Below are 22,892 nucleotides of genomic sequence, written 5' to 3'. Positions count from 1 at the left end.
GAAGGATTTATTTAATGAAAATCGCGAGCAAACTCACACCTACAAGGGATCTTTGTCGGGCACAAAACCTGTGACCAACGCAGATCCACTGTGGGAGCGGGCTTGCTCGCGAAGAGGCCAGGACTGTCAGCGCCTATTCCTTGGGCACAACATTATCCAGCGCCTGATTCACCGCCAACTCCCCCAGCATCACCACCTGCGCAATGCCCAGCGCCGTATTACGGCCCGGCCCCTCCAGCGTGCCGGCGAAATCACCGAGCATCACCGTGGCCGAGGCCAGGGATTCGCAGGCGTTGGCCAGCAGGGATTGGGTGTCGGTTTGCGGGTTGACCAGGAACATGCTGTTGGGGGTGTAGGGTGTGGCCATGATTTGCGCGGGGGCCAGGTAGTGGTCCAGGGCGCGTTCGGCGGCTTCGTGGAGTTTTCTGGAGTTGAGGGATTCGTAGGGTGATAGCGGGTCTGTGATTGGCGGATTGGGCTTGGTTTCGGACATCAGCAAGAACTCCGATCAAAGTACTTTGAAAGAATGACTCCCTGTAGGAGCTGCCGAAGGCTGCGATCTTTTGATCTTGTTTTTAGAAGCAAAATCAAAAGATCGCAGCCTGCGGCAGCTCCTACAGGGGACCGGGCAGTTAGTTCGGCACGCGGCGACTGTCCAGTACCCGGTTGACCATCAGTTCACTGAGCATGATCACCTGATGCAGCATCAGCATGGCCCGGCGCTGTGGGTTATCGACGGTGTCGCCGATGTCGCGGGCCATGTCGCTGGCGGCGGCTAATGATTCGCAGGCTTCGACGAGCAAGGTTTCTTCGTCCACGGTGGGGTCGATGAGGAAGATTCTGTTCGCCTTGCATGACGAGGCTGAAGGGATGGAGATCTTCAGTGCGCCGGGGTTGAGGTAGAAGTTGATGGCGCGGTCGGTTGCCGCTTTTATCTTCTGCGGGTCGAGGGCTGGGTCGTACGGGATCGAGGTGTCCGGGGGGTTGGGTGTGGCTTTGAACATGGATGAAGCTCCTGCTTAGCAAAAGTAAGGAGCCATCACTCTCGCTACCAAACGAGGGTGGCGGCCATACGCGGGTTGGTAGACCGGTCTAAGCAGGAAAACCCGGCGCTCCCGAAGAAGCCCCACGCATGGCCACCATAAAAAATCGAGTCCCCCTGAAAAGGGACTGCATATGGTGTCGCCATCACACTTAGAAACGGGCTACCAAACCCGATCACTGATTTTCAGTGACAGGGAAACGATATAGCCCGACCCATAGTCGTGTAAGCCGGCGGATTCTGGCGTACGCGTAGGTAACGGCGCAAGGCGTTGTAGCCGTTATGGCGTAACGGTTCGTGTACTTTAAACGTGGTTGCAGGGGTGCGTTTATTGTGTGTGTGTGTGTGTGGAGAACCGGGATTGCTCCTGTAGTTTTGATGGTGTCTGGCAGGCCGCTTTCGCGAGCAAGCTCGCTCCCACAGTTGGAATGAGTGCATTCAGTGGGAGGGTGATCGTCTTGTAGGCCGCCATCGCTGGCAAGCCAGCTCCCACAATTTGACCGAGTGTATTCAGTTGGGGATTGGTCGACTGTGAGGCCGCTTTCGCGAGCAAGCCCGCTCCCACAGTTGGATTGCGTGCATTCAGGTGGGAGGTTGGTCGGCTGGTAGGCCGCCATCGCTGGCAAGCCAGCTCCCACAATTTGACCGAGTGTATTCAGTTGGGGATTGGTCGACTGTGAGGCCGCTTTCGCGAGCAAGCCCGCTCCCACAGTTGGAATGAGTGCATTCAGGTGGGAGTTGGTCGGCGGGTAGGCCGCCATCGCTGGCAAGCCAGCTCCCACAGTTGGAACGAGTGCATTCAGTTGGGAGGTTGGTCGGCTTCTGGGCCGTCATCGCTGGCAAGCCAGCTCCCACAGTTGGAAAGCGAAAAACAGGGACGGGTTCATGACCCGTCCCTTTCGATTTTTGCACTTCAGGCACGAGCCCGGCCAATCAGCTTCGGCAATCAGTCCCGTGCCAACGCTTCGATCGGGTCCAGGCGCGAAGCATTGCGCGCGGGGACGAAGCCGAAGACGATGCCGATCAGCGTCGAGCAGATCACTGCCGTCAGCACCGAGGCCATGGAGAACACCATCTCCCATTCCTTGATGAACAGCGAAAACAGGTGGCCGATGGCATACGACAGGGAAATGCCGATGGCCCCGCCGAGCAGGCAGACCATCACCGCCTCCACCAGAAACTGCTGACGAATGTCCGACTGGCGGGCGCCGACCGCCATGCGAATGCCGATCTCGCGGGTACGCTCGGTGACCGACACCAGCATGATGTTCATCACGCCGATGCCGCCGACCACCAGCGAAATCACCGCGATCAGCGACAGCAGCAAGGCCAGCGAGCGGCTGGTTTTCTGCACGGTCTGCATCACGCTGTCGAGGTTGTTGGTGTAGAAGTCCTTGATGCCGTGGCGTTGCAGCATCAATTGGGTGACGTGATTTTCCACGACTTTGCTCGACTGACCGTCCTTGATGCGCACGCTGATGCTGTCGAGGAAGCGTTGGCCCAGAATACGGCCGGCGGCGGTTTCGTAGGGCACCCAGACGTTGAGGGTCTTGCCAGAGGCAAACAGGTTTTTGTTCTCGGCCGCCACGCCGATCACCGTGCACGGCAGGTTGCCGATCAGGATCACCTGGCCCAGCGGATCGACGCCCTCGCCGAATAACCGATGCCGGGTGTTGTAGTCGATCACCACCACCTGCGCCTGGCGCCGCGCGTCGCTCTCGCTGAAGGTGATGCCCGCCTCCAGTTTGATTCCGCGAACCTGGAAATACTGGTCGCTGACACCATTGATCTGCGCGTCGAGGTCGATGTTGCGGTAACGCAAAAGCATGCTGCGGCCGACCACCGGGGTGGCGCTGTCGACGTAATACAGCTGATTCAGCGCGGTGACGTCGGCCGGCACCAGTGTCTCGATCGAGGCGGCGCGTTTGTCGCCGAAACTGCTGCCGGAATAGATATCGATGGTGTTGCTGCCGATTGCCGAAATGTCCTTGAGCACGTAGTTTTTCGCGCCCTCGCCGATCGCCGAAATCGACACCACCGAGGTGATGCCGATGACGATCCCGAGCATGGTCAGCAAGGTGCGCATGCGGTGCGAAATCAGCGCCACCCAGGCCATGTTGAAGGCCTCCTTGAACAGCCCGAGGCTGGCGACCAAACGGCGTGTCGCCGGTGGTTTGGGCGGCACCTCCTCTTCGTCGGACAGTTGCCCGGTGTCGCGCTGGTTGCGCCGGTCGCTGAGGATTTCACCGTCGCTGACTTCGATGATGCGCTCGGCGTTGGCCGCGACTTTCGGGTCGTGGGTCACCAGAATCACCGTGTGCCCGGCCGCGTGCAGCTCCAGCAGGATGCGCATCACCTCTTTGCCGCTGGCGGTGTCGAGGGCGCCGGTGGGTTCGTCGGCGAGGATCACTTCACCGCCGTTCATCAAGGCCCGGGCGATACTCACCCGCTGCTGCTGACCACCGGAGAGCTGGCTCGGACGGTGCGTCAAGTGCCCGTCGAGACCCAGACGCGCCAGCAGCTCGCGGGCGCGGGCGTGGCGTTGCGGCGCGGGGATGCCGGCGTAGATCGCCGGCATCTCGACGTTGTGCATCGCGCTCAGGTGCGGCAGCAAGTGATAGCGCTGGAAGATGAAACCGAAGTAATCGCGGCGCAGCTCGGCCAGCGCCTGATCATCGAGGTCGCGGGTTTCCTGGCCATTGATCTTGTAGCTGCCAGCGGTGGCGTAATCGAGGCAGCCGAGGATGTTCATCAGGGTTGACTTGCCGGAGCCGGAGGCGCCGATGATCGCCACCATTTCTCCGGCATTGATCGTCAGGTTGATGTCCTTCAGCGCGAGAAACTCGCGGTCGCCGGCGGTGAAACTGCGGGTGATGCCGGTCAATTGCAGCAACGCTTGCGTCATGCTCAAGCCCCCGCCACGGCGGGCAACGGATCACCGATCACCACCCGCTCGCCTTCGCTGAGGCCCTGATTGATCTGCACTTTGACGTTGTTGTTGATCCCGGTCTGCACGTTGCGCGACTGCGCCTGGCCCTTGGCATCGAGCACCCGCACCGGAAAGCTGCCATCGGCGTTGCGTGGCCCAAGCGCGGCCACCGGCACGGTCAGCACCGATTGCGCGGTATCGAGGACGATACGCACCTGCGCGGTCATCGAGATGCGCAAGCGATGGTCGGGATTGGGCACCTCGAACAGCGCGTTATAGAACACTGCGGTGTTTTGCTTCGGGGTGCCGGCCGGCGGCGTTTCGAGGAAGTTCTGCGGCGCCGGCTCAGTGCCGCGCAGCTTGCCGTAATAGCGTTTGTCTTCGCCGAGAATGGTGAAATACACCTGCTGCCCCGGCGCGATATGAATCACGTCGGCCTCCGAGACCTGGGCCTTGATGGTCATGGTGTCCAGATCCGCCAGTTTCAGCAGGATCGGCGCCAACTGGTTAGCAATCACGGTTTGGCCTTCCTGGGTGACGATGCCGACCACGTCGCCATCGATCGGCGCGACGATCCGCGTATACGCGAGGTTGACCTTGGCGGTGTCGATCTGGATGTGCGCACTTTTGATCTGCGCGTCCAGCGACAGCAGATTGGCCTGCTGCACCTCGTAGTCCGATTGCGCGGTTTCGAAGTCCTGACGCGAGATCGACGCGTCTTCCTGCAGGTTCTGATAGCGCTGGTAAATCGCTTTGGTCTGCTTGAGCTGGGCTTGTGTGGCGCGCTTTTGCGCCTGCAGGTTTTCCTCATCGACCTGCGCCTGCCGCAGGGTGTTCTGCAGCACCAGCGGATCGATCTCGGCCAGCCACTGGCCCTTCTTCACCTTGTCGCCCACCTTGACCTTGAGCGACTTCAACTGCCCCGACACCTGGGCACCGACGTCCACCTGCTTGACGCCTTCCAGCAAACCGGTAGCTAGCACAGTGTTTTCGATATCCGAGCGTTCGACCGGGGCGGTCTGGTATTTCGGCGCTTCGGCCGGTGCCTGCACCGTGTACAGCACCAACCCGGCCACCGCCGCCAATGCCAACCCCATACCGACTTTGCGCAACTTCGACTTTTCCATAAATAACCACAAGTCCGTTCAGGGATGAACCCGGCCAGCGGCCGGGTCTTGATAGAACAACCACACTCAGGACAGCACTTCGCCGACCGTCAGCGCCAGGCCGTCATGCCACCACGCGGCGAAACTGAAGACGTTGGGCGCCTTGAGAATCGTGAAGTGGTTGCCCGGCCCGTACCACACCGCCAGATCGCTGACCTGCCGCTGCCAGCCTTCAAGCACCGCCGCCTGTTCGCGCTGATTGCCCCACTCGTCCAGCGTCGGGTCATCGACCAGTACCAGCCGCACCGGCCCGGTATAGGCCAGTCGCGGTTGATAGACCGTGCGCAAGGCGCTGGCGAAGGTGCGTACCGGGCCATGCATCGCGTCCGGCGCCGCGCGCTCCGACAACACCCCGGCGCGCACCATGCCGTCGTGCAGCAGACGCAGTTGCGTGGTGTCGTCGGCGTTGGCGAAGGTCGCAGGATCGATGCCCAGCGATTTGCCACAGGATAACTGCAGGGTGTCAATCAGCCGTTGCAGCGCGGCAGTGGCCGTGTACGGCTTGCCCGCCGTGCCGTCACCGCCCGGTGCCTCGCTGTCGATCAAGGTCAGCGAAGCCACCTCGCGCCCGGCCGCCTGCAACTGCGCAGCCATGGCATGCGCGACCCAGCCGCCGAACGAATGGCCGATCAGGTGCAGCGGCCCCTGCGGGTGGATCTGCTCGATGGCTTGCAGGTAGAACGCGGCAGCGGCTTCGACCGCGCTGTGCGGCACACTGACGCCGTCCAGCCCGCGCGGTTGCAGGCCGATGATCGGCCACTCCGGGCCGATCGCCTCGGTCAGGTGAATGAACCCGGTGACGCTGTCACCCGCCCCCGGCACACAGAAAATCGGCGCATGCCCCGGCTGCCCGGTCTGAATCGTCAGCAGCGGTTGATACAGCGCCGGTTCCGGCGTCACCAGGGTTTCCAGCGCCTGGGTAATGGCCTGGCCAAGCGCTTGGATGTGCGGGTGCTTCATCATGGTCCGGTGGTCGCCGGGGATGTCGATGCAGCGCAGCAAGCCAATGTCGAAGCGCTCTTCCCAGCCGCGCGTCGAGCTCGGCAATGACTGGCCTTCCATCAGTTCCTGTGCACGGAACAGGTGGATCGGCTGGCTCGCCGGGCTGACCCGGTAATGCGCCAGCGCCAGACGATGCGCCGCTTCGCGATCAAAGTAATGCCAGGCGTCCGCCGCGCTGACCGTGGCCAGTTCCGGATCGGTCAGTTGCTGCGCCTGACAGCGCTTGAACAGCTCGGGGAAATCCAGTTGTTCGACTTGCGCTTCCAGCGCTTGCACCGCCGCCAGCGCCGTCTCGCTTCCAGCACCAAGCATCAGCGAACGCCCACGGCAATGGCCGAGCAACTGACGCTTGTCGAGGCCCTCGCCGCTCCACATCGTTTTGTCTTGGGCGAGTGGGTTTGGCGCATAGCTGTCGAGCATGCCGATGAAATCCACCGGCTCATCGAGGCCGAGCAATTGCTGCGCGACCTCATGCGCCAGCACCCCGCCGAACGACCAGCCCGCCAGCCGATACGGCCCGTGAGGCTGTACCGCGCGGATGATCCCGACCATGCGCTGCGCCATGCACTCAAGCGTGCGCAATTGCGCTTGCCCCAGCGGCACACCGGGCAGGCCGTAAATCGGGAACTCGCCACCGATGTGCTGGGCCAGCGTCGGGAAATACACGTCCCTGCCGCTGAATTCATGCAGCAGGAACAGCGGCGTACCGTGCGTCCCGGCACGCACCACGACCAGCCCGTCAGGCTGACTGACCGCCTCGCCCTGACTGAGCAGCGCGGCGGCAGACTCGATGCTCGGATGCTGGAACAGTTCGGCCAGCGACAGCGACAGCCCGGCCCGTTGCATCAGATTGACCAGCTTCACCGCCAGCAACGAATGCCCGCCCAGTTCAAAGAAGTTGTCATGGCGACCGACCTGTTCGACGCCGAGGACTTCACCCCATATCTGCGCCAGCGCGGTTTCGACGTCACCCTGTGGCGCCACGTATGGGCGGTTGATCACGGCGTCCGCTCCCGGCTCCGGCAGGGCTTTGCGATCAATCTTGTCGTTTGGTGTCAGCGGCAAAGCGTCGAGCAACACGAACGCGCCCGGCACCATGTATTCCGGCAGGCGCTCCAGCACATGGCTGCGCAACGTCTCAAGACTCGGTGCTTCCACGCCGGAACGCACGGTGTACCAGGCCACCAGACGCTCATCACGGACCATCACCACCGCCTCGCGAATCGCCGGATGTTCGATCAGCCGCGCCTCGATTTCCCCCGGCTCCAAGCGCAAGCCCCGCAGCTTGATCTGGAAGTCGTTGCGACCAAGGAATTCCAGCTCGCCGTGATTGTTGTAGCGCGCCAGATCTCCCGTACGGTAAAGGCGATCACCCGCCACAAACGGGCTGTCGATGAAGCGCTCGGCCTGCATCTCCGGCAGTCCGTGATAACCACGCGCCACGCCGACGCCGCCAATGTGCAACTCACCACTGACGCCTTGCGGCACCGGCTGACCGTACGCATCGAGCACGTACAGCCGAGTGTTGCTCAAGGCTGTGCCGATCGGCACCACGTTGTCCGGCACCGGCATATGCGGCTCCAGCGTCCAGCCCGTGCTGTCCACCGTGGTTTCAGTCGGGCCATAAACGTTGTGCAAACGCACCCACGGCAGGCGATCACGCACCTGTCGCGCCAGTACCGCACTGAGTTCACCACCACCGTTGAGCACATCGGTCAGGCTGGTGCATTGCTCGACACCGTCCTGCTCAATGAACTGCTGCAACAGCGCCGGAACGAATTTGACTACGGTGACCTGCTGCTCACGAATGGTCTGCACCACATAGGCCGAATCGCGGTTGCCGTTCGGCCGCGCCAGCACCAGACGCATCCCGGAACACAGCGGCCAGAAGATCTCCCACACCGAACTGTCGAAGCTGAACGGTGCTTTTTGCAGCAACGCACCGTGTTCGGTCGGCGGCGAAATCTGCGAACCCCAATGCACCATGTTGCAGGCGCTGCGGTGTTCGATCATCACGCCCTTCGGCAGCCCGGTAGAACCGGAGGTGTAGATCATGTACGCAAGGTTCGAGGCGCTGAGGCCCGGCACTGACGAATCGTGATCCGGCAGGTGCTGCCAGGTACTGCGGTCAAGGTCGATCACCGTGGCGACCGCGTCATCGAACAACCCGCGAGTAGCGGTCTGCACCAGCACCGCAGTCGGCGCGCTGTCCTTGAGCATGTAGGCCAGACGCTCCACCGGATACCCCGGGTCCAGCGGCACATAGGCACCACCGGCCTTGAGGATGCCGAGCAGACCGACCACCAGATCCAACCCGCGCTCGACGCAGATCGCCACCCGCGCATCCGGCTGCACACCGAGTTCGCGCAGGTGCTGGGCCAAGCGGTTGGCGCGCTGATTGAGCTCGCGGTAGGTCAGGTTGCCTTGCGCGGACTGCAGCGCGACAGCGTCCGGTTTGCGCCGCACCTGCGCTTCGAACAAGCCATGCAACGGCTGCTCCAGCGGACAATCAACGGCGCTGGCATTGAAATCGACCAGCAAACGCTGCTGCTCCTGCGGTGCCAGCAACGGCACTCGCGCAAGCACCGCCTGATCATCGTTGACCAGCGCCGCCAGCAGCCGCTGGAAGTAGCCGACAAAACGCTGCACCGTCGCTTCATCGAACAACGCCGTGGCATAGCGCAACGAACCGCGAATCCCGTCGTGGGAATCGCCAAGACTCAGCGACAGGTCGAACTTCACAAAATGGCTGTCGCCGGCCACCCCTTCCAGGGTCAGGTCGCCGAGGGTCAGGCTCGGACCGTCGTTGTTGTCCCAACTGAGCATGGTCTGGAACAACGCGCTGTGCGACAGGCTGCGGACAGGCTTGCTGATGTCCACCACTTGCTCGAACGGCAGATCCTGATGCGCCTGAGCGTCCAGAGTCTGCGCCTTGACCCGCGCCAGCAGCGCCTCGCCGCTCGGCTCACCCGAGGTGTCGATGCGCAGCGCCAGGGTGTTGACGAACATGCCGATCAGGCCTTCGATCTCGGCGCGGGTGCGGTTGGCCACCGGCGAGCCGATCACCACGTCGCTCTGCCCGGACAACCGACTGAGCAACATCGCCCAGGCGCTCATGATCACCATGTACGGCGTCACCGCGCGACGCTGACACAAGGCTTTCAAACCGGCGCTCAAGTGTTGATCGAGCAGCAGGTCGACGCGGCTGCCGGAATAGTCCTGCTGTGGCGGACGCGGACGGTCGGTGGGCAGGGTCAGCAGGGCTGGCGCGCCGGCCAGGGTCCGCTGCCAGTAATCGCTCTGACGCTGCAGCACCTCGCCACTGAGCCAGCGCCGTTGCCACACCGCGTAGTCGGTGTATTGCAGCGCCAGCGGCGGCAGCGGATCGTCTTCGCCACGGCTGAAGGCCTGATACAACGCCGCCAGCTCGCGGGTCAGCACGCCCATCGACCAGCCATCGGCGATGATGTGGTGCAGCGTCAACAACAGCACATGATGATCATCAGCCAGACGCACCAGACGTCCGCGCAGCAGCGCATCGTGCTGCAGATTGAAGGAGGCGCAGGCCTGCTCTTCGATCAGACCGCGCAAGGCGTTGTCAGCCTGCGGGTGCTGACGCAAGTCTTCTACCGCCAGCAACAGACCGCTCTCGGCCGGCAGAATCAGCACCTGCGGCTGATCGTCGATCTGGCTGAAGCGGCTGCGCAGGGTTTCGTGACGCGCGACGATGCGTGCCAGTGCCCGTTGCAGCGCGTCTTCATCCAGCCGACCGCGCAGGCGCAAACCGACCGGGATGTTGTAGGCGCTGTTGCCGCCGTCCATCTGCGCCAGGAACCACAGGCGTTGCTGGGCGAATGACAGCGGCAATAGCTGGTCGCGGGGCGCCGGCAAAATCTCCGGCAAGGTGCTGCGCCCCGCCCGGCTCAGCACTTCGGCGACAGCGGCCAGCTCGGGATTGGCGAACAACTCGGCGAGTGTCAGCTCGACGCCCAACTGCTGGCGCACCTGCGACAGCATGCGCATCGCCAGCAACGAATGCCCGCCCAGTTCGAAGAAGTTGTCGTGACGACCGACCTGTTCGAGCTGCAACAAGCCAGCCCAGATCCGCGCCAAATGGTCTTCCAGCGCCGAGATCGGCGCCACATACACCCGGCTGAGCAGCGCTGCCTGCGTCGGTGCCGGCAGCGCCTTGCGGTCGACCTTGCCGTTGTTGTTCAACGGCAGTACATCCAGTTGTACCCAGGCGGTCGGCACCATGTATTCCGGCAGTCGCGCCAGCAACTGCGCGTGCAGATCCGCGCTGTCCAGACGGCCGGCGTGCGCGGTGTAGTAGGCCACCAGACGCGTGATGTCCTGACCATCGCGGCGCGCCAGCACCACCGCTTCCTTGATCCCTTGGCAGTTGAGCAGGCGGTTTTCGATTTCGCCCAACTCGATACGGAAACCGCGAATCTTCACCTGATCGTCATTGCGCCCGATGCAATCGAGCTGCCCCGGGGCCAGCCAGCGTGCGAGGTCGCCGGTGCGATACAGCAACGCACCCGGCTGCTCGCTGAACGGATCGCGCAGGAACTTCTCGGCGGTCAGATCGGCGCGGTTCAGGTAACCCAGCGCCACGCCCTGCCCGCCGATGTACAACTCGCCGGTCACGCCCATCGGCACCGGTTGCTGATGCGCGTCGAGCACATACACCTGGGTGTTGGAGATCGGCCCGCCAATCGGCACGCTCTCGGCGTTTTCCGCCACTTCACGCACTTCGAAGGTGGTGGCGTAAGTGGTGGTTTCGGTCGGGCCGTAGCAGTGCACGATGCGTAACTTTGGCGCCTCGGCCAGCAGTCGACGGAACGCCGCCGGGTCGCCGCGCTCACCGCCGCACAGCAGAATGCGCAAGCCTTTCAGCGCCTGCGGAATCAGTTGCACGTATTGGTTGAACAGCGCAGTGGTGACGAACAGCACGGTCGCCCCGGAGACGCTCAACTCGCGGCCAAAGGCGTTCGGATCAAGCAGGGTCTGGTGATCCATCACCAGCACGCGCCCGCCGTTGAGCAGCGGTCCCCAGATGTCCATGGTGCTGGCGTCGAACGCCGGGTTGGAGGCGAACACCACGCGGTCCTGCGCATTGAAATCGGCATAACCGTTGTTCAGCACCAGGCGGCCGATGGCGCGGTGCGGCACCATCACGCCTTTCGGGGTGCCGGTGGAGCCGGAGGTGTACATGATGTACGCCAGCGACTCCGAGGACTGCGCCAGATTCGGGTTGTGCGTCGGTTGGCCGCTGAGGGTCAAGCGGTCGAGGTCGATGCGTGGCGCAGCGTAGTCGATGACTTCACTGCTGAGGGTCAGCAACGCCGCCGCGTGACAGTCCTCGACCATGAACGCCTGCCGCTCGCTTGGCGCGTTGATGTCCAGCGGCACATAGGCCGCCGCGCACTTGGCAATCGCCAGTTGCGCCACCAGCAATTCCAGCGAACGCGGCAACAGGATCGCCACGTGGTCGCCGGGCTGCACGCCGTGGCTGATCAAGTGATGCGCCAGACGGTTGGCCTGGGCGTTCAGCTCAAAGTAGCTCAGCGAATGCTCGCCATGCACCGCCGCCACCGCTTTGGGATGCGCCGCTGCCTGTTGCTGGAAAATCCCGTGTACGGTCAGCGTTTGCGGATACTCGCGCGCCGTGGCGTTGAAGTCGTACAGCAAGCGCTGACGCTCAGACTCGGCGAGTAATTGCACCCGCTCCAGGACTGTCAGCTCATCGCTGACCATCGCCGCCAGCAGGCGCTGCAAGTAGCCGACATAACGCTCGACGGTCGCTTGATCGAACAACGCCGTGGCGTATTCCAGCGAACCGCGAATCACCCCGTTGACCTCACCCAGGGTCAAAGTCAGGTCGAACTTGGCCACCCGGCCCGGCGCGGCCACCCCTTCGAGGCGCAGATCGCCCAGCGCCAGGTGCGGGCCGACGCTGCTGTCCCAGCTCAGCGTGCTCTGGAACAAAGGGCTGTGCGCCAGACTGCGCGCCGGCCGGGCGATTTCCACCACGTGCTCGAACGGCAGATCCTGATGCGCCTGCGCCTCCAGCGTGCGCGCCTTGACCCGCGCCAGCAGCGTGGCAACGCTCGGTTCACCCGAGGTGTCGATGCGCAGCGCCAGGGTGTTGACGAACATGCCGATCAGGCCTTCGATCTCAGCGCGGGTGCGGTTGGCCACCGGCGAGCCGATCACCACGTCGGACTGCCCAGACAGACGACTCAGCAACAGCGACCAGGCACTCATCAGGGTCATGAACAGGGTCACGCCGTGACGCTGACTCAAGGCTCTTAGCCCGGCACTTAGTTGCTCATCCAGGCGTACTTCGACGCTGCTGCCGGCAAAGTCCTGTTGTGGCGGACGCGGACGGTCGGTGGGCAGGGTCAGCAAGGCCGGCGCGCCGTCGAGGGTCTGCTGCCAGTAATCGCTCTGCCGCTGCAGCACTTCACCGCTGAGCCAGCGCCGCTGCCACACGGCGTAGTCGCCGTATTGCAGCGCAAGTGGCGGCAATGGATCCGGCTGACCGTGACTGAAGGCCTGATACAGCGCCATCAGCTCACGGGTCAGCACACCCATCGACCAACCGTCGGCGACGATGTGATGCACGGTCAGCAACAGCACATGGTGCTCGTCAGCCAGACGCAGCAGGCGTCCGCGAATCAGTGGATCGTGCTGCAGATCAAAGGCAGTCACGGCTTCCTGCGCGAGCAGTGCCTGCACCGTGGCTTCGGCCTGTGGAACCTGGCGCAGGTCCTCCACCTGCAGCAGCAGGCCGCTATCGACCGGTGCAATCGTCACCTGCGCCTGATCGTCGACGCTGACGAAACGGCTGCGCAGCGTTTCGTGCCGCGCAACGATCTGCGTCAGCGCGCGCTGCAAAGCTTCGACATCGAGCTGCCCGCGCAGGTGCAGGCCAAGCGGAATGTTGTACGCCGAATTGCCGCCGTCCATTTGCGCGAGGAACCACAGGCGTTGCTGGGCGAAGGACAGCGGCAGTGCTTGCTCAGGCGCCGCCGGCAAGATCTCCGGCAGCGTGCTGCGCCCGGCGCGGTTCAGCACCTCGGCCACGGCGCTGAGATGCGGGTCGGCAAACAATTCGCTCAAGGGCAATTCAACGCCGAGACGCTGGCGCACCTGCGACAACATGCGCATCGCCAGCAACGAATGACCGCCGAGTTCGAAGAAGTGGTCATGGCGGCCGATCGGCTCGACTTGCAGGGTTTCGGCCCAGATCTGCGCCAGCGCGGTTTCCAGTTCACCTTGCGGCGCAACGTATTCACGGGTGAACAACGCCGCAGCATCCGGTTCGGGCAAGGCTTTGCGATCGACTTTGCCGTTGTTGTTCAGCGGCAAGGTATCGAGCTGCACCCAGGCACTCGGCACCATGTATTCCGGCAATTGCGTCTGCAAATGCTCACGCAGGTCAGCCAGTTCCAGCGTGCTGTCGTGCGCGGTGTAGTAGGCCACCAGCCGCAGCGGTTCCTGACCATCGCGCCGGGCGAGCACCACCGCTTCGTTGATCCCCGGATAGCTCAGCAGACGATTTTCGATCTCACCGAGTTCGATGCGGAAACCACGAATTTTCACCTGATCGTCATTGCGCCCGATGCAATCGAGCTGCCCCGGCGCCAGCCAGCGCACGAGGTCGCCAGTGCGGTAGAGCAACGCGCCCGGACGGTCGCTGAACGGATCGGGCAGGAATTTTTCCGCCGTCAGATCGGCACGGTTCAAGTAACCGAGGGCCACGCCCTGCCCGCCGATGTACAACTCGCCGGTCACGCCCATCGGCACCGGTTGCTGATGCGCGTCGAGCACATACACCTGGGTGTTGGAGATAGGCCCGCCAATTGGCACGCTTTCGGCATTTTCCGCCACTTCGTGCACTTCAAACGTGGTGGCGTAAGTGGTGGTTTCGGTCGGGCCGTAGCAATGCACGATGCGCAGCTGCGGCGCCTCGGCCCGCAAGCGGCGGAAGCTTGCCGGATCGCCGCGTTCACCGCCGCACAGAACCATGCGCAAGCCTTTCAAGGCCTGCGGAATCAGTTGCACGTACTGGTTGAACAGCGCCGTGGTGACAAACAGGATTGTCGCGCCGCTGGCGCTCAATTCGCGACCGAATGCGTTCGGATCCAGCAGGGTCTGGTGATCGATCACCACCACGCGTCCGCCGTTGAGCAGCGGCCCCCAGATGTCCATGGTGCTGGCGTCGAACGCCGGGTTGGACGCAAACGCCACGCGATCCTGCGGGTTGAAATCGGCGTAGCCGTTGTTCAGCACCAGACGAGCGATGCCACGGTGCGGCACCATCACACCCTTCGGCGTACCGGTGGAACCGGAGGTGTACATGATGTACGCCAGCGCGTCCGAGCTTTGCGCCAGATTCGGATTGTGCGTCGACTGACCGCTGAGCTTGAGCCGGTCGAGGTCGATGCGCGGCGCGGCGTAGTCGATCTCTTCGCTGCTGAGTGTCAGCAACGCCACGGCGCGGCTGTCCTCAAGCATGAACGCCTGGCGCTCGCTCGGCGCGTTGATGTCCAGCGGCACATAAGCCGCCGCACACTTGGCAATCGCCAGCTGCGCGACCAACAGCTCCCGCGAGCGCGGCAGCAGGATCGCCACATGAGCGCCCGGCTTTGCGCCTTGAGCGATCAGGTAGTGGGCCAAACGGTTGGCCCGATCATTCAAATCGGCATAACTCGACATTTGCCCGCCATGCACCACAGCGATGGCGTGTGGATCTGCCGCCATTTGCCTTTCGAATAATGCGTGCACGGTCAGCGCACGCGGGTATTCCCGCTCGGTGGCATTGAACTCGACCAGCAATTGCCGGCGTTCGTCCGGCGCCAGAATCGACACTTGATCAATGCTCAGTTGCGGTGTCTGTTCCAGTGCCTGCAGCAGGTTGCTCACCGCCCGTTGCAGGTACTCGCAGATGCGTGCGGGATCAATGCCGGGAGCGGCCAGTGCGGTGAAGCCGAAACCTTCGCCGAGGTCATCGACACTCACGCTCAACTGGTAATTGGTGTGCTCCTGGGTATTGAGCAACTGCATGCCTTGCCACGCGTTCGCCGCCTCCGGGGAAGGCGTGCCGGCAGTTGCGCTGTGGCGATAGTTGAACAGCGTGCTGAATAACGGCGTGCCGGCGGGCATACCACTGCAACGCTGGGCCAGCGCCAATTGCGCATGCTCATGTTGCAGCAGCGCGTTCAACTGTTGGTGGGTGGCGAGCGCGGCTTCCTGCGCCGAGCGTTGCCCGAGATCGACGCGCAGCGGCAAGGTGTTGATGAACACCCCCAGCGCGCGTTCGGCGCCCTCGCCCGCCTGCAACCGCCCCAGCAACACGGTGCCGAACACCACCGCGTCTCGCCCGGAGAGTTTTCCCAGCACCTGCGCCCAGGCCAGATGCATCAGGCTCGCGGCGCTGATCCCCAGACGCCGGGCCTTGGCCCTGACGCGCTGACTCAGATCGAGGTCGAGTACCCGTCGTGCTTCTGCGGCGTGGCCCTCGGCAATGCTCTGCTGGCCGTACGGCGCGCTCGGTTCGCTGATGTCACCGAGCATTTCGCGGAAGAACGCTTCATGCGCCTGATCACTGATTGCGCCACGGCTGTGCGCCACATAATTGCGATACGGCACCGGCTCGGCCAGACGTTGCGGCTGGCCGCTGAGGAACGCCTGCATTTCGTGTTGCAGCACCTCCAGTGCCACGTGGTCCATCACCAGGTGATGGAACAGCAGCAACGCCACCACACGTTGATTGGCGGCGTCCCAGGCGTGCACCACGCGCATCAGTGGCGCCTGATTGACGGCCATGCGGTATTGCGCAGCGTCGAAGCGTTGGCGCAATTGCTCCAGTACATCGCCGTCCGCGTCATGCAGTTCCAGGTATTCGCACGCCAGCGGCGCCTCACGCCAGACCACTTGCACCGGGTCTTGCAGTCCGTCCCAGAACAACGAAGTGCGCAGGATGTCGTGGCGCTGGATTACGTTCTGCAAGGCTTGGGTGAAGCTGTTCAGGCGTTGCTCATCGGCAAACGCGAACTGCGCCTGCAACACATACGGATCGCCCTGGGCGGCGGACAGGTGATGAAAGAGGATGCCGGTCTGCAACGGCGCCAACGGGTAAATATCCTGCACGTTGGCCACGCCGCCGGGGATGCTGGCGACGATGCGGTCGATGCTCGGCTGGTCGAGCGCCACCAGTGGCAACAACTCGGGAGTGATGCGCGTGCAGTCCGCCGGGATGAGGTTGGCCGGGACTTCGGCTTCCGGTTCACCGCCCACGGCAGCGGCCAGCGCGGCGAGGGTCGGCTGGTTGAACAGCACGCGAATGTCGGCGCTCAGGCCGGCACGGCGCATCCGCGCCACCAGATTCACCGCCAGCAGCGAGTGACCACCGAGTTCGAAGAAATGGTCGTGGCGCCCTACCCGCTCAATCTTGAGCAATTCAGCCCAGAGCTGCGCGAGCGCGGTTTCCACTTCGCCGACCGGGGCTTCGTATTCACGGGCGGTCAGCGCCGCCTGATCCGGGGCCGGCAGCGCCTTGCGGTCAAGTTTGCCGTTGGGGCTCAGCGGCAATGCATCGAGATGCACGAACAGTGCGGGCACCATGTAGTCCGGCAAGTTTTCCAGCAGATGGCTGCGCAGCGTTTCGACTTCCAGCGGTGCGCCGGTGTAGTACGCCACCAGACGCTTGTCCCCCGGCACGTCTTCGCGGGCCAGTACAGCGGCTTCCTGAATGCCGTCGATCTGGGTCAGACGTGCCTGGATTTCACCGAGTTCGATGCGCAGGCCACGGATCTTCACCTGATCATCGTTACGGCCGAGGTATTCAATGTTGCCGTCCGGTAGATAACGCGCGACGTCGCCGGTGCGGTACATCCGCCCATTGCTCTGGAACGGATCATTGAGGAAGCGCTCGGCGTTCAGTTCCGGGCGATTCAGATAACCACGCGCCACCTGCACGCCACCGATGTACAGCTCGCCGACCACGCCGTGCGGCACCGGTTGCTGCTGGGCATCGAGGATGTACATCCGGGTGTTGGCGATCGGTTTGCCGATCGGCGTGTTGTCTGGCGTTTGTTCCAGCGGCCCGGCACAATTCCACGCGGTCACGTCCACCGCGGCTTCGGTCGGGCCGTAGAGGTTGTGCAATTGGCTGCCCGGCAGTTGCTGCTTGAAACGCCGCACCACGCTGCCCGGCAACGCTTCGCCGCTGCACATGACTTGCCGCAGGCTGGCGCAACGCGCGGTGTCAGCATGAGCGAGAAATACATCGAGCATCGACGGGACAAAGTGCAACGTGGTGATGTGTTCGCGTTCGATGATTTCGCTGAGGTATTGCGGATCCTTGTGCCCTTCAGGTCGGGCCATGACCAGACGTGCGCCAGTCATCAACGGCCAGAAGAACTCCCAGACCGAGACGTCGAAGCTGAACGGGGTCTTCTGCAATACGTTGTCGGCCGACGTCAGTTGATAGGAGTCCTGCATCCACAGCAGGCGGTTGACCACCCCGCGATGTTCGTTGATCACGCCTTTCGGTTGGCCGGTGGAACCGGAGGTGTAGATCACGTAGGCGGTGTGCTGCGGAGTCAGTTCAGCGAGCGATAGATTGTCTGTCGGCAGCGCTTGCCAATGCGGCTGATCCAGGTCGATCAGCGGCACTGCGACTTCGCCGAGCAACGAACGCGTCGCACCCTGCACCAGCACCGCCAGCGGCGTGCTGTCTTCCAGCATGTAAGCCAGACGCTCTAGCGGATACGCCGGGTCCAGCGGCACATAACCGCTGCCGGCCTTAAGGATCGCCAACAGCCCGACCACCATGTCCAGACCGCGTTCGACGCAGATCGCCACCCGCGCATCCGGCCCTACGCCCAAATCACGCAGGTGCCGCGCCAGTTGATTGGCTCGGGCGTTGAGTTCGGTGTAGCTCAGTTGCTGCTCACCCGCGACCACCGCTGGTGCCAGCGGCGAGCGCGCCACTTGCGCCTCGAACAAGCCGTGAATGGTCTGCTCAAGGTTGTAATCGACCGCCGTGGCATTGAACTCGACCAGCAAACGCTGCTCTTCTTCCGGCTCCAGCAGCGGCGCCTGTTCCAGCAGCGCCTGATCGTTGGCGACCATCGCCTGCAACAGGCGCAGGAAGTAACCGGTGAAGCGCTCGACCGTGCTCTGGTCAAACAACGCCGTGGCGTATTCCAGCGATCCGCGAATGCTGCCGTTGGACTCACTGAGGCTCAGCGACAGGTCGAACTTGGCAAAGTGGCTCGGCTCGGCCACGCCTTCCAGCGTCAGTTCACCGAGGGCCAGCGCCGGGCTTTCGAGGCCATCCCAACTGAGCAAGGTCTGGAACAACGGGCTGTGCGCCAGGCTGCGCACCGGCCGGGTGATTTCCACCACTTGCTCGAACGGTAGATCCTGATGCGCCTGCGCTTGCAGGGTTTGCGCCTTGACCCGCGCCAGCAGCGCTTCGACGCTCAGCTCGCCGGAGGTGTCGATGCGCAGCGCCAGGGTGTTGACGAACATGCCGATCAGGCCTTCGATTTCGGCGCGGGTGCGGTTGGCCACCGGCGAACCGATCACCACTTCCGCCTGCCCGGACAAGCGACTGAGCAGCATCGCCCAGGCACTCATCAGCGTCATGTACAGGGTCACGCCGTGGCGCTGGCCCAAGGCTTTGAGCCCGGCGCTAAGGCGCTCGTCGAGCACGACGGCGACACTGCTGCCGGCATAGTCCTGCTGCGCCGGGCGCAGCCGATCGGTCGGCAGCATCAGCAGCGCCGGGGCGCCGGCCAGGTTCTGTTGCCAGTATTCGCTCTGGCGTTGCAGCACCTCGCCGCTGAGCCAGCGCCGCTGCCACACCGCGTAGTCGGTGTATTGCAGCGCCAGCGGCGGCAATGGATCCGGCTGACCGTGACTGAACGCCTGATACAGCGCCATCAGTTCGCGGGTCAAAACGCCCATCGACCAACCGTCAGAGATGATGTGGTGCAGGGTCAGCAACAGCACATGGTGATCATCCGCCAACCGCACCAGTCGCCCGCGAATCAACGGATCGTCCTGCAAGTCGAACGGCCCGGAGGCTTCGCCCTGAATCAGCGCTTGCAAGGTTTCCTCGGGTTGCGGGTGCTGGCGCAGGTCCTCGACACGCAGCAGCAGACCGGTGTCCACCGGGGCAATCAGCACTTGCGCTTCGTCGTTGAATTGCGCAAAGCGACTGCGCAGGGTTTCGTGCCGGGCGACGATCCGTGCCAGTGCGCGTTGCAGCGCCGCGTCGTCGAGACGGCCACGCAGCCGCAGGGCCACGGGAATGTTGTAGGCGGTGTTGGCGCCTTCCATTTGCGCGAGGAACCACAGGCGTTGTTGGGCGAACGACAGCGGCAACGCGCCGTCACGCGGGACCGGCACGATCTGCGGTTGCGCACAGCGTCCGGCCTCGTTCAGCACTGCCGCGACAGCCGCCAGTTCGGCGTTGGCAAACAGATCGCTCAGCGCCAGCTCGACACCCAGGCGCTGGCGCACTTGCGAGACCATGCGCATTGCCAGCAACGAATGCCCGCCGAGTTCGAAAAAGTGATCCTGCCGCCCGACCCGCTCGATCTGCAGCACGTCGGCCCAGATCTGCGCCAGCGCGGTTTCCACCTCGCCTTCGGGCGCCGCGTACTCGCGGGTGAACAGCGCCGCCAGATCCGGCGCCGGCAAGGCCTTGCGGTCGACTTTGCCGTTGGCGGTCAGCGGCAGCGCGGCGAGTTTGACGAACGCGGTCGGCACCATGTACTCCGGCAAACGGCTGAGCAATTGCGCGCGCAACTCGCCCACCGGCAGCGCTTCGACCTGCGCCTGCTCGGTGAAGTAGGCCACCAGTCGCGGCTGACCGGGTTGATCTTCGCGGGCCAGCAGTACCGCTTCCTGAATCCCCGGCAACTGGTTGAGGCAGGTTTCGATCTCGCCCAGCTCGATGCGCACGCCACGGATTTTCACTTGATCGTCGTTGCGTCCCAGGTACTCGATGTTGCCGTCCTCGCGCCAGCGTGCAAGGTCGCCGGTGCGGTACATCCGCGCGTTCGGCGCGCGGCTGAACGGGTCACGCAGAAAGCGTTCGGCAGTCATGTCCGGGCGATTCAGGTAGCCACGGGCGACCCCGGCACCGCCAACGTACAACTCGCCCGCCACGCCAAGCGGCACCGGGCGCTGTTGTTCGTCGAGCAGGTACACCGTGGCGTTGCTCAGCGGTTTGCCGATGTGCAGCGCGTCGCCGCTTTGCACCAGACCTGAGGTCGCGACCACTGTGGCCTCGGTCGGGCCGTAGTTGTTGATCACGTCGAAATGCTGGTTGCGATTGAACTGACGCAAGCGGTCGCCGCCGATCAGCAACGTGCGCAGGGTCGGGTGTTCGAGGTTCTGGCTGAAGGCGTATTCGGCCACCGGGGTCGGCAGGAAGCTCACGTCCAGCGGCTGCGCGCACCACCACGCGAGCAAGGCATCGATGTCTTCGCCGCCCTCGTGAGTCGGCGCCAGATGCAGGGTCGCGCCCGCGCAGAGCGCCGGCCAGACTTCCCAAGCCATCGCATCGAAGCCGAAACCGGCGAGGCTTGAGGTGTGACGTCCGGCGCAGAGGTCGAACGCGGTGCAGTGCCAGTCGACCAGATTGCTCAAGGTGTGATGCTCGACCATCACACCCTTGGGCAGGCCGGTGGAGCCGGAGGTGTAGATCACGTAGGCCAGGTTTTCGGTACTCAGGCCGGGAACGCGCGGATTATGGGTCACGCCCTGCGGCCAGTTGCAGTGATCGAGGTCGAGCACCGGCACGCTTAGCGCCGGCAGTCGCTCGCGCAGATGACTTTGGGTCAGTACGGCGACTGGCGCGCTGTCGTCGAGCAGGTAGTTCAAGCGCTCCGCCGGGTGCGCCGGGTCAATCGGCACGTAACCGGCGCCGGCCTTGAGGATCGCCACCAGCCCGACCAGGGTGTCCAGCCCACGGCGGGCAACGATCGCCACGCGATCATCCGGCTTCACACCCAAGCCGATCAGGTGCTGCGCCAAGGCATTGGCTTGTTGATTGAGTTCGGCGTAGGTCAGTTGCACGTCGGCAAACACTGCCGCCAGCGCCTCAGGCTGCTCGGCCACCTGCGCCTCGAAACGCTGCTGGATGGTCTGTGCCGTCGGGAAATCCACATGGGTGGCATTGAAGCCGAGCAGCACCTGTTCAAGCTCTGCCGCCGGCAGAATCGGCAGTTGGTTGATCGGTGTCTGCGGCGCCTGCTCCAGCCCGAGCACGAGGTTTTCCAGCGCGCAGTGCAGGTAATCGCAGATGCGCTGCGGATCGGTCTGGGTGCTCGCCAGCAGGGTCAGGCTGAAGGCATCACCGAGGTCATCGACACTCAGGGTCAGCGGATAGTTGCTGCGCTCTTCGGAGTGCAACGTGGAGATACCGTCCCACGCCGCGAGGGTTTCGGCGCTGGCGGTGGCGACGTTGTGGCTGTGGCGATAATTGAGCAGTGTGCTGAACAGCGGCGTCGGCGCCACCACGTGACTGCAGCGCTGAGCCAGGGCCAGCGGTGCGTGTTCGTGCCGCATCAGCGTGGTCAACCGGGCGTGGGTGGCGTTGACCGCCGCGCGCACGTCCTGCCCGTCGATGTTCACCCGCAACGGCAAGGTGTTGATGAAAATCCCCAGCGCCCGGTCAATCGCTTCGGCGCCCTGCATGCGGCCCATCAGCACGGTGCCGAACACCACTTGCTGCTTGCCGGTCAGCGCGGCCAGCACCTGCGCCCAGCCGAGGTGGAACAGGCTGGCGACACTGACGCCGAGCGACCGCGCCTGCGCCCGCAGACGCTGGCCCAATAGCGCCGCGACCGGCACGCTGAGTTCGACGATTTCGCTGCCGTCACCCTGCACGTCCTGCAGGCCGTAAGGCAGCGTCGGTTCGTCGATGTCGCTGAGCATCTCGCGGAAGAACGCCTCGTGCTCGGCCTCGCTGACGCCCAGACGCGCCTGCGCCACGTAGTTGCGAAACGGCACCGGGCGCCCGAGCCGTTCACGCTGCCCGGTGAGGCAGGCGCGCATTTCGTGGCGCACCACGTCGAGGGCCGAGTGGTCGAGCGCCATGTGATGGAACAACAGCGTGGCGATCACCCGTTGCCCGGCTTCATCCCAGGCGTGGGCCAGACGCATCAGTGGCGCCAGGGTAACGTCGAGGCGGAAGTGCCGGGCGTCGAAACGCTCATGCAGATACGCCAGCACGTCGCCATTTGCATCAGGCAACGTCACCTCTTCCACTGGCAGTTCGGCCCGACGCCAGACCACCTGCACCGGCGCATCCAGCCCTGCCCAATGCACAGCGGTGCGCAGAATGTCATGCCGATCGATCACCGCTTGCAGCGCTTGAGCAAACGCCTGAAAACGCTCGCGGCTGGCAAAGGCGAAATGCGATTGCATGACATACGGATCACCGTCACCGCCACTCACGTGGTGATACAGGATGCCTTCCTGCAGCGGCGCCAGCGGGTAGATGTCCTGCACGTTGGCCGCGCCGCCAGGGACTTGTGCGACGAGGTGGTCGATGGTCGCCTGGTCGAGTTCGACCAGCGTCAGCATCGCCGGGGTGATGCGCGTGGTATCCGAGGCGATGCCGTTGGCCGGCACCTCGACCTGGCCGTGCTTGCTGGCCGAGTACTGCCCGGCCTTGATCAGCTCGATCAGCGCCGGTTTGTGCTCGCGCAACAGCGCC

The 22,892-nt window shown here is 63.8% G+C and carries 5 protein-coding genes (1 of these 5 only partly in view); all 5 read right to left on the bottom strand.

Annotated elements, in window-relative coordinates:
- Positions 1 to 133: 133 nt before the first annotated feature.
- Complete coding sequence (locus ACOYXI_RS03130) at positions 134 to 493, bottom strand: DUF6124 family protein (RefSeq protein WP_461674290.1); 360 nt, start codon at positions 491 to 493, stop codon at positions 134 to 136.
- 139 nt (positions 494 to 632) lie between these two features.
- The gene (locus ACOYXI_RS03125) at positions 633 to 1,004 is read right to left on the bottom strand and encodes a DUF6124 family protein (protein WP_461674289.1); all 372 of its coding nucleotides are present in this window, start codon (positions 1,002 to 1,004) and stop codon (positions 633 to 635) included.
- A gap of 984 nt (positions 1,005 to 1,988) precedes the next feature.
- Positions 1,989 to 3,947, bottom strand: coding sequence for a MacB family efflux pump subunit (locus tag ACOYXI_RS03120; RefSeq protein WP_134786123.1), 1,959 nt, complete (start codon positions 3,945 to 3,947; stop codon positions 1,989 to 1,991).
- Between the two features lie 2 nt (positions 3,948 to 3,949).
- The gene (gene macA / locus ACOYXI_RS03115) at positions 3,950 to 5,098 is read right to left on the bottom strand and encodes a macrolide transporter subunit MacA (RefSeq protein WP_096797354.1); all 1,149 of its coding nucleotides are present in this window, start codon (positions 5,096 to 5,098) and stop codon (positions 3,950 to 3,952) included.
- Between the two features lie 66 nt (positions 5,099 to 5,164).
- Positions 5,165 to 22,892 carry the 3' portion of a non-ribosomal peptide synthase/polyketide synthase gene (locus tag ACOYXI_RS03110; protein ID WP_461674288.1) on the bottom strand. The gene runs 116 nt beyond the window's last position, so the window shows 17,728 of its 17,844 coding nt (coding positions 117-17,844); its start codon lies off the right edge, out of view — the gene reads right to left on this strand; the stop codon is at positions 5,165 to 5,167.

It is taken from the genome of Pseudomonas sp. G3-19 (genome assembly GCF_054855875.1).
This window is presented reverse-complemented; position numbering and strand designations above follow the sequence as displayed.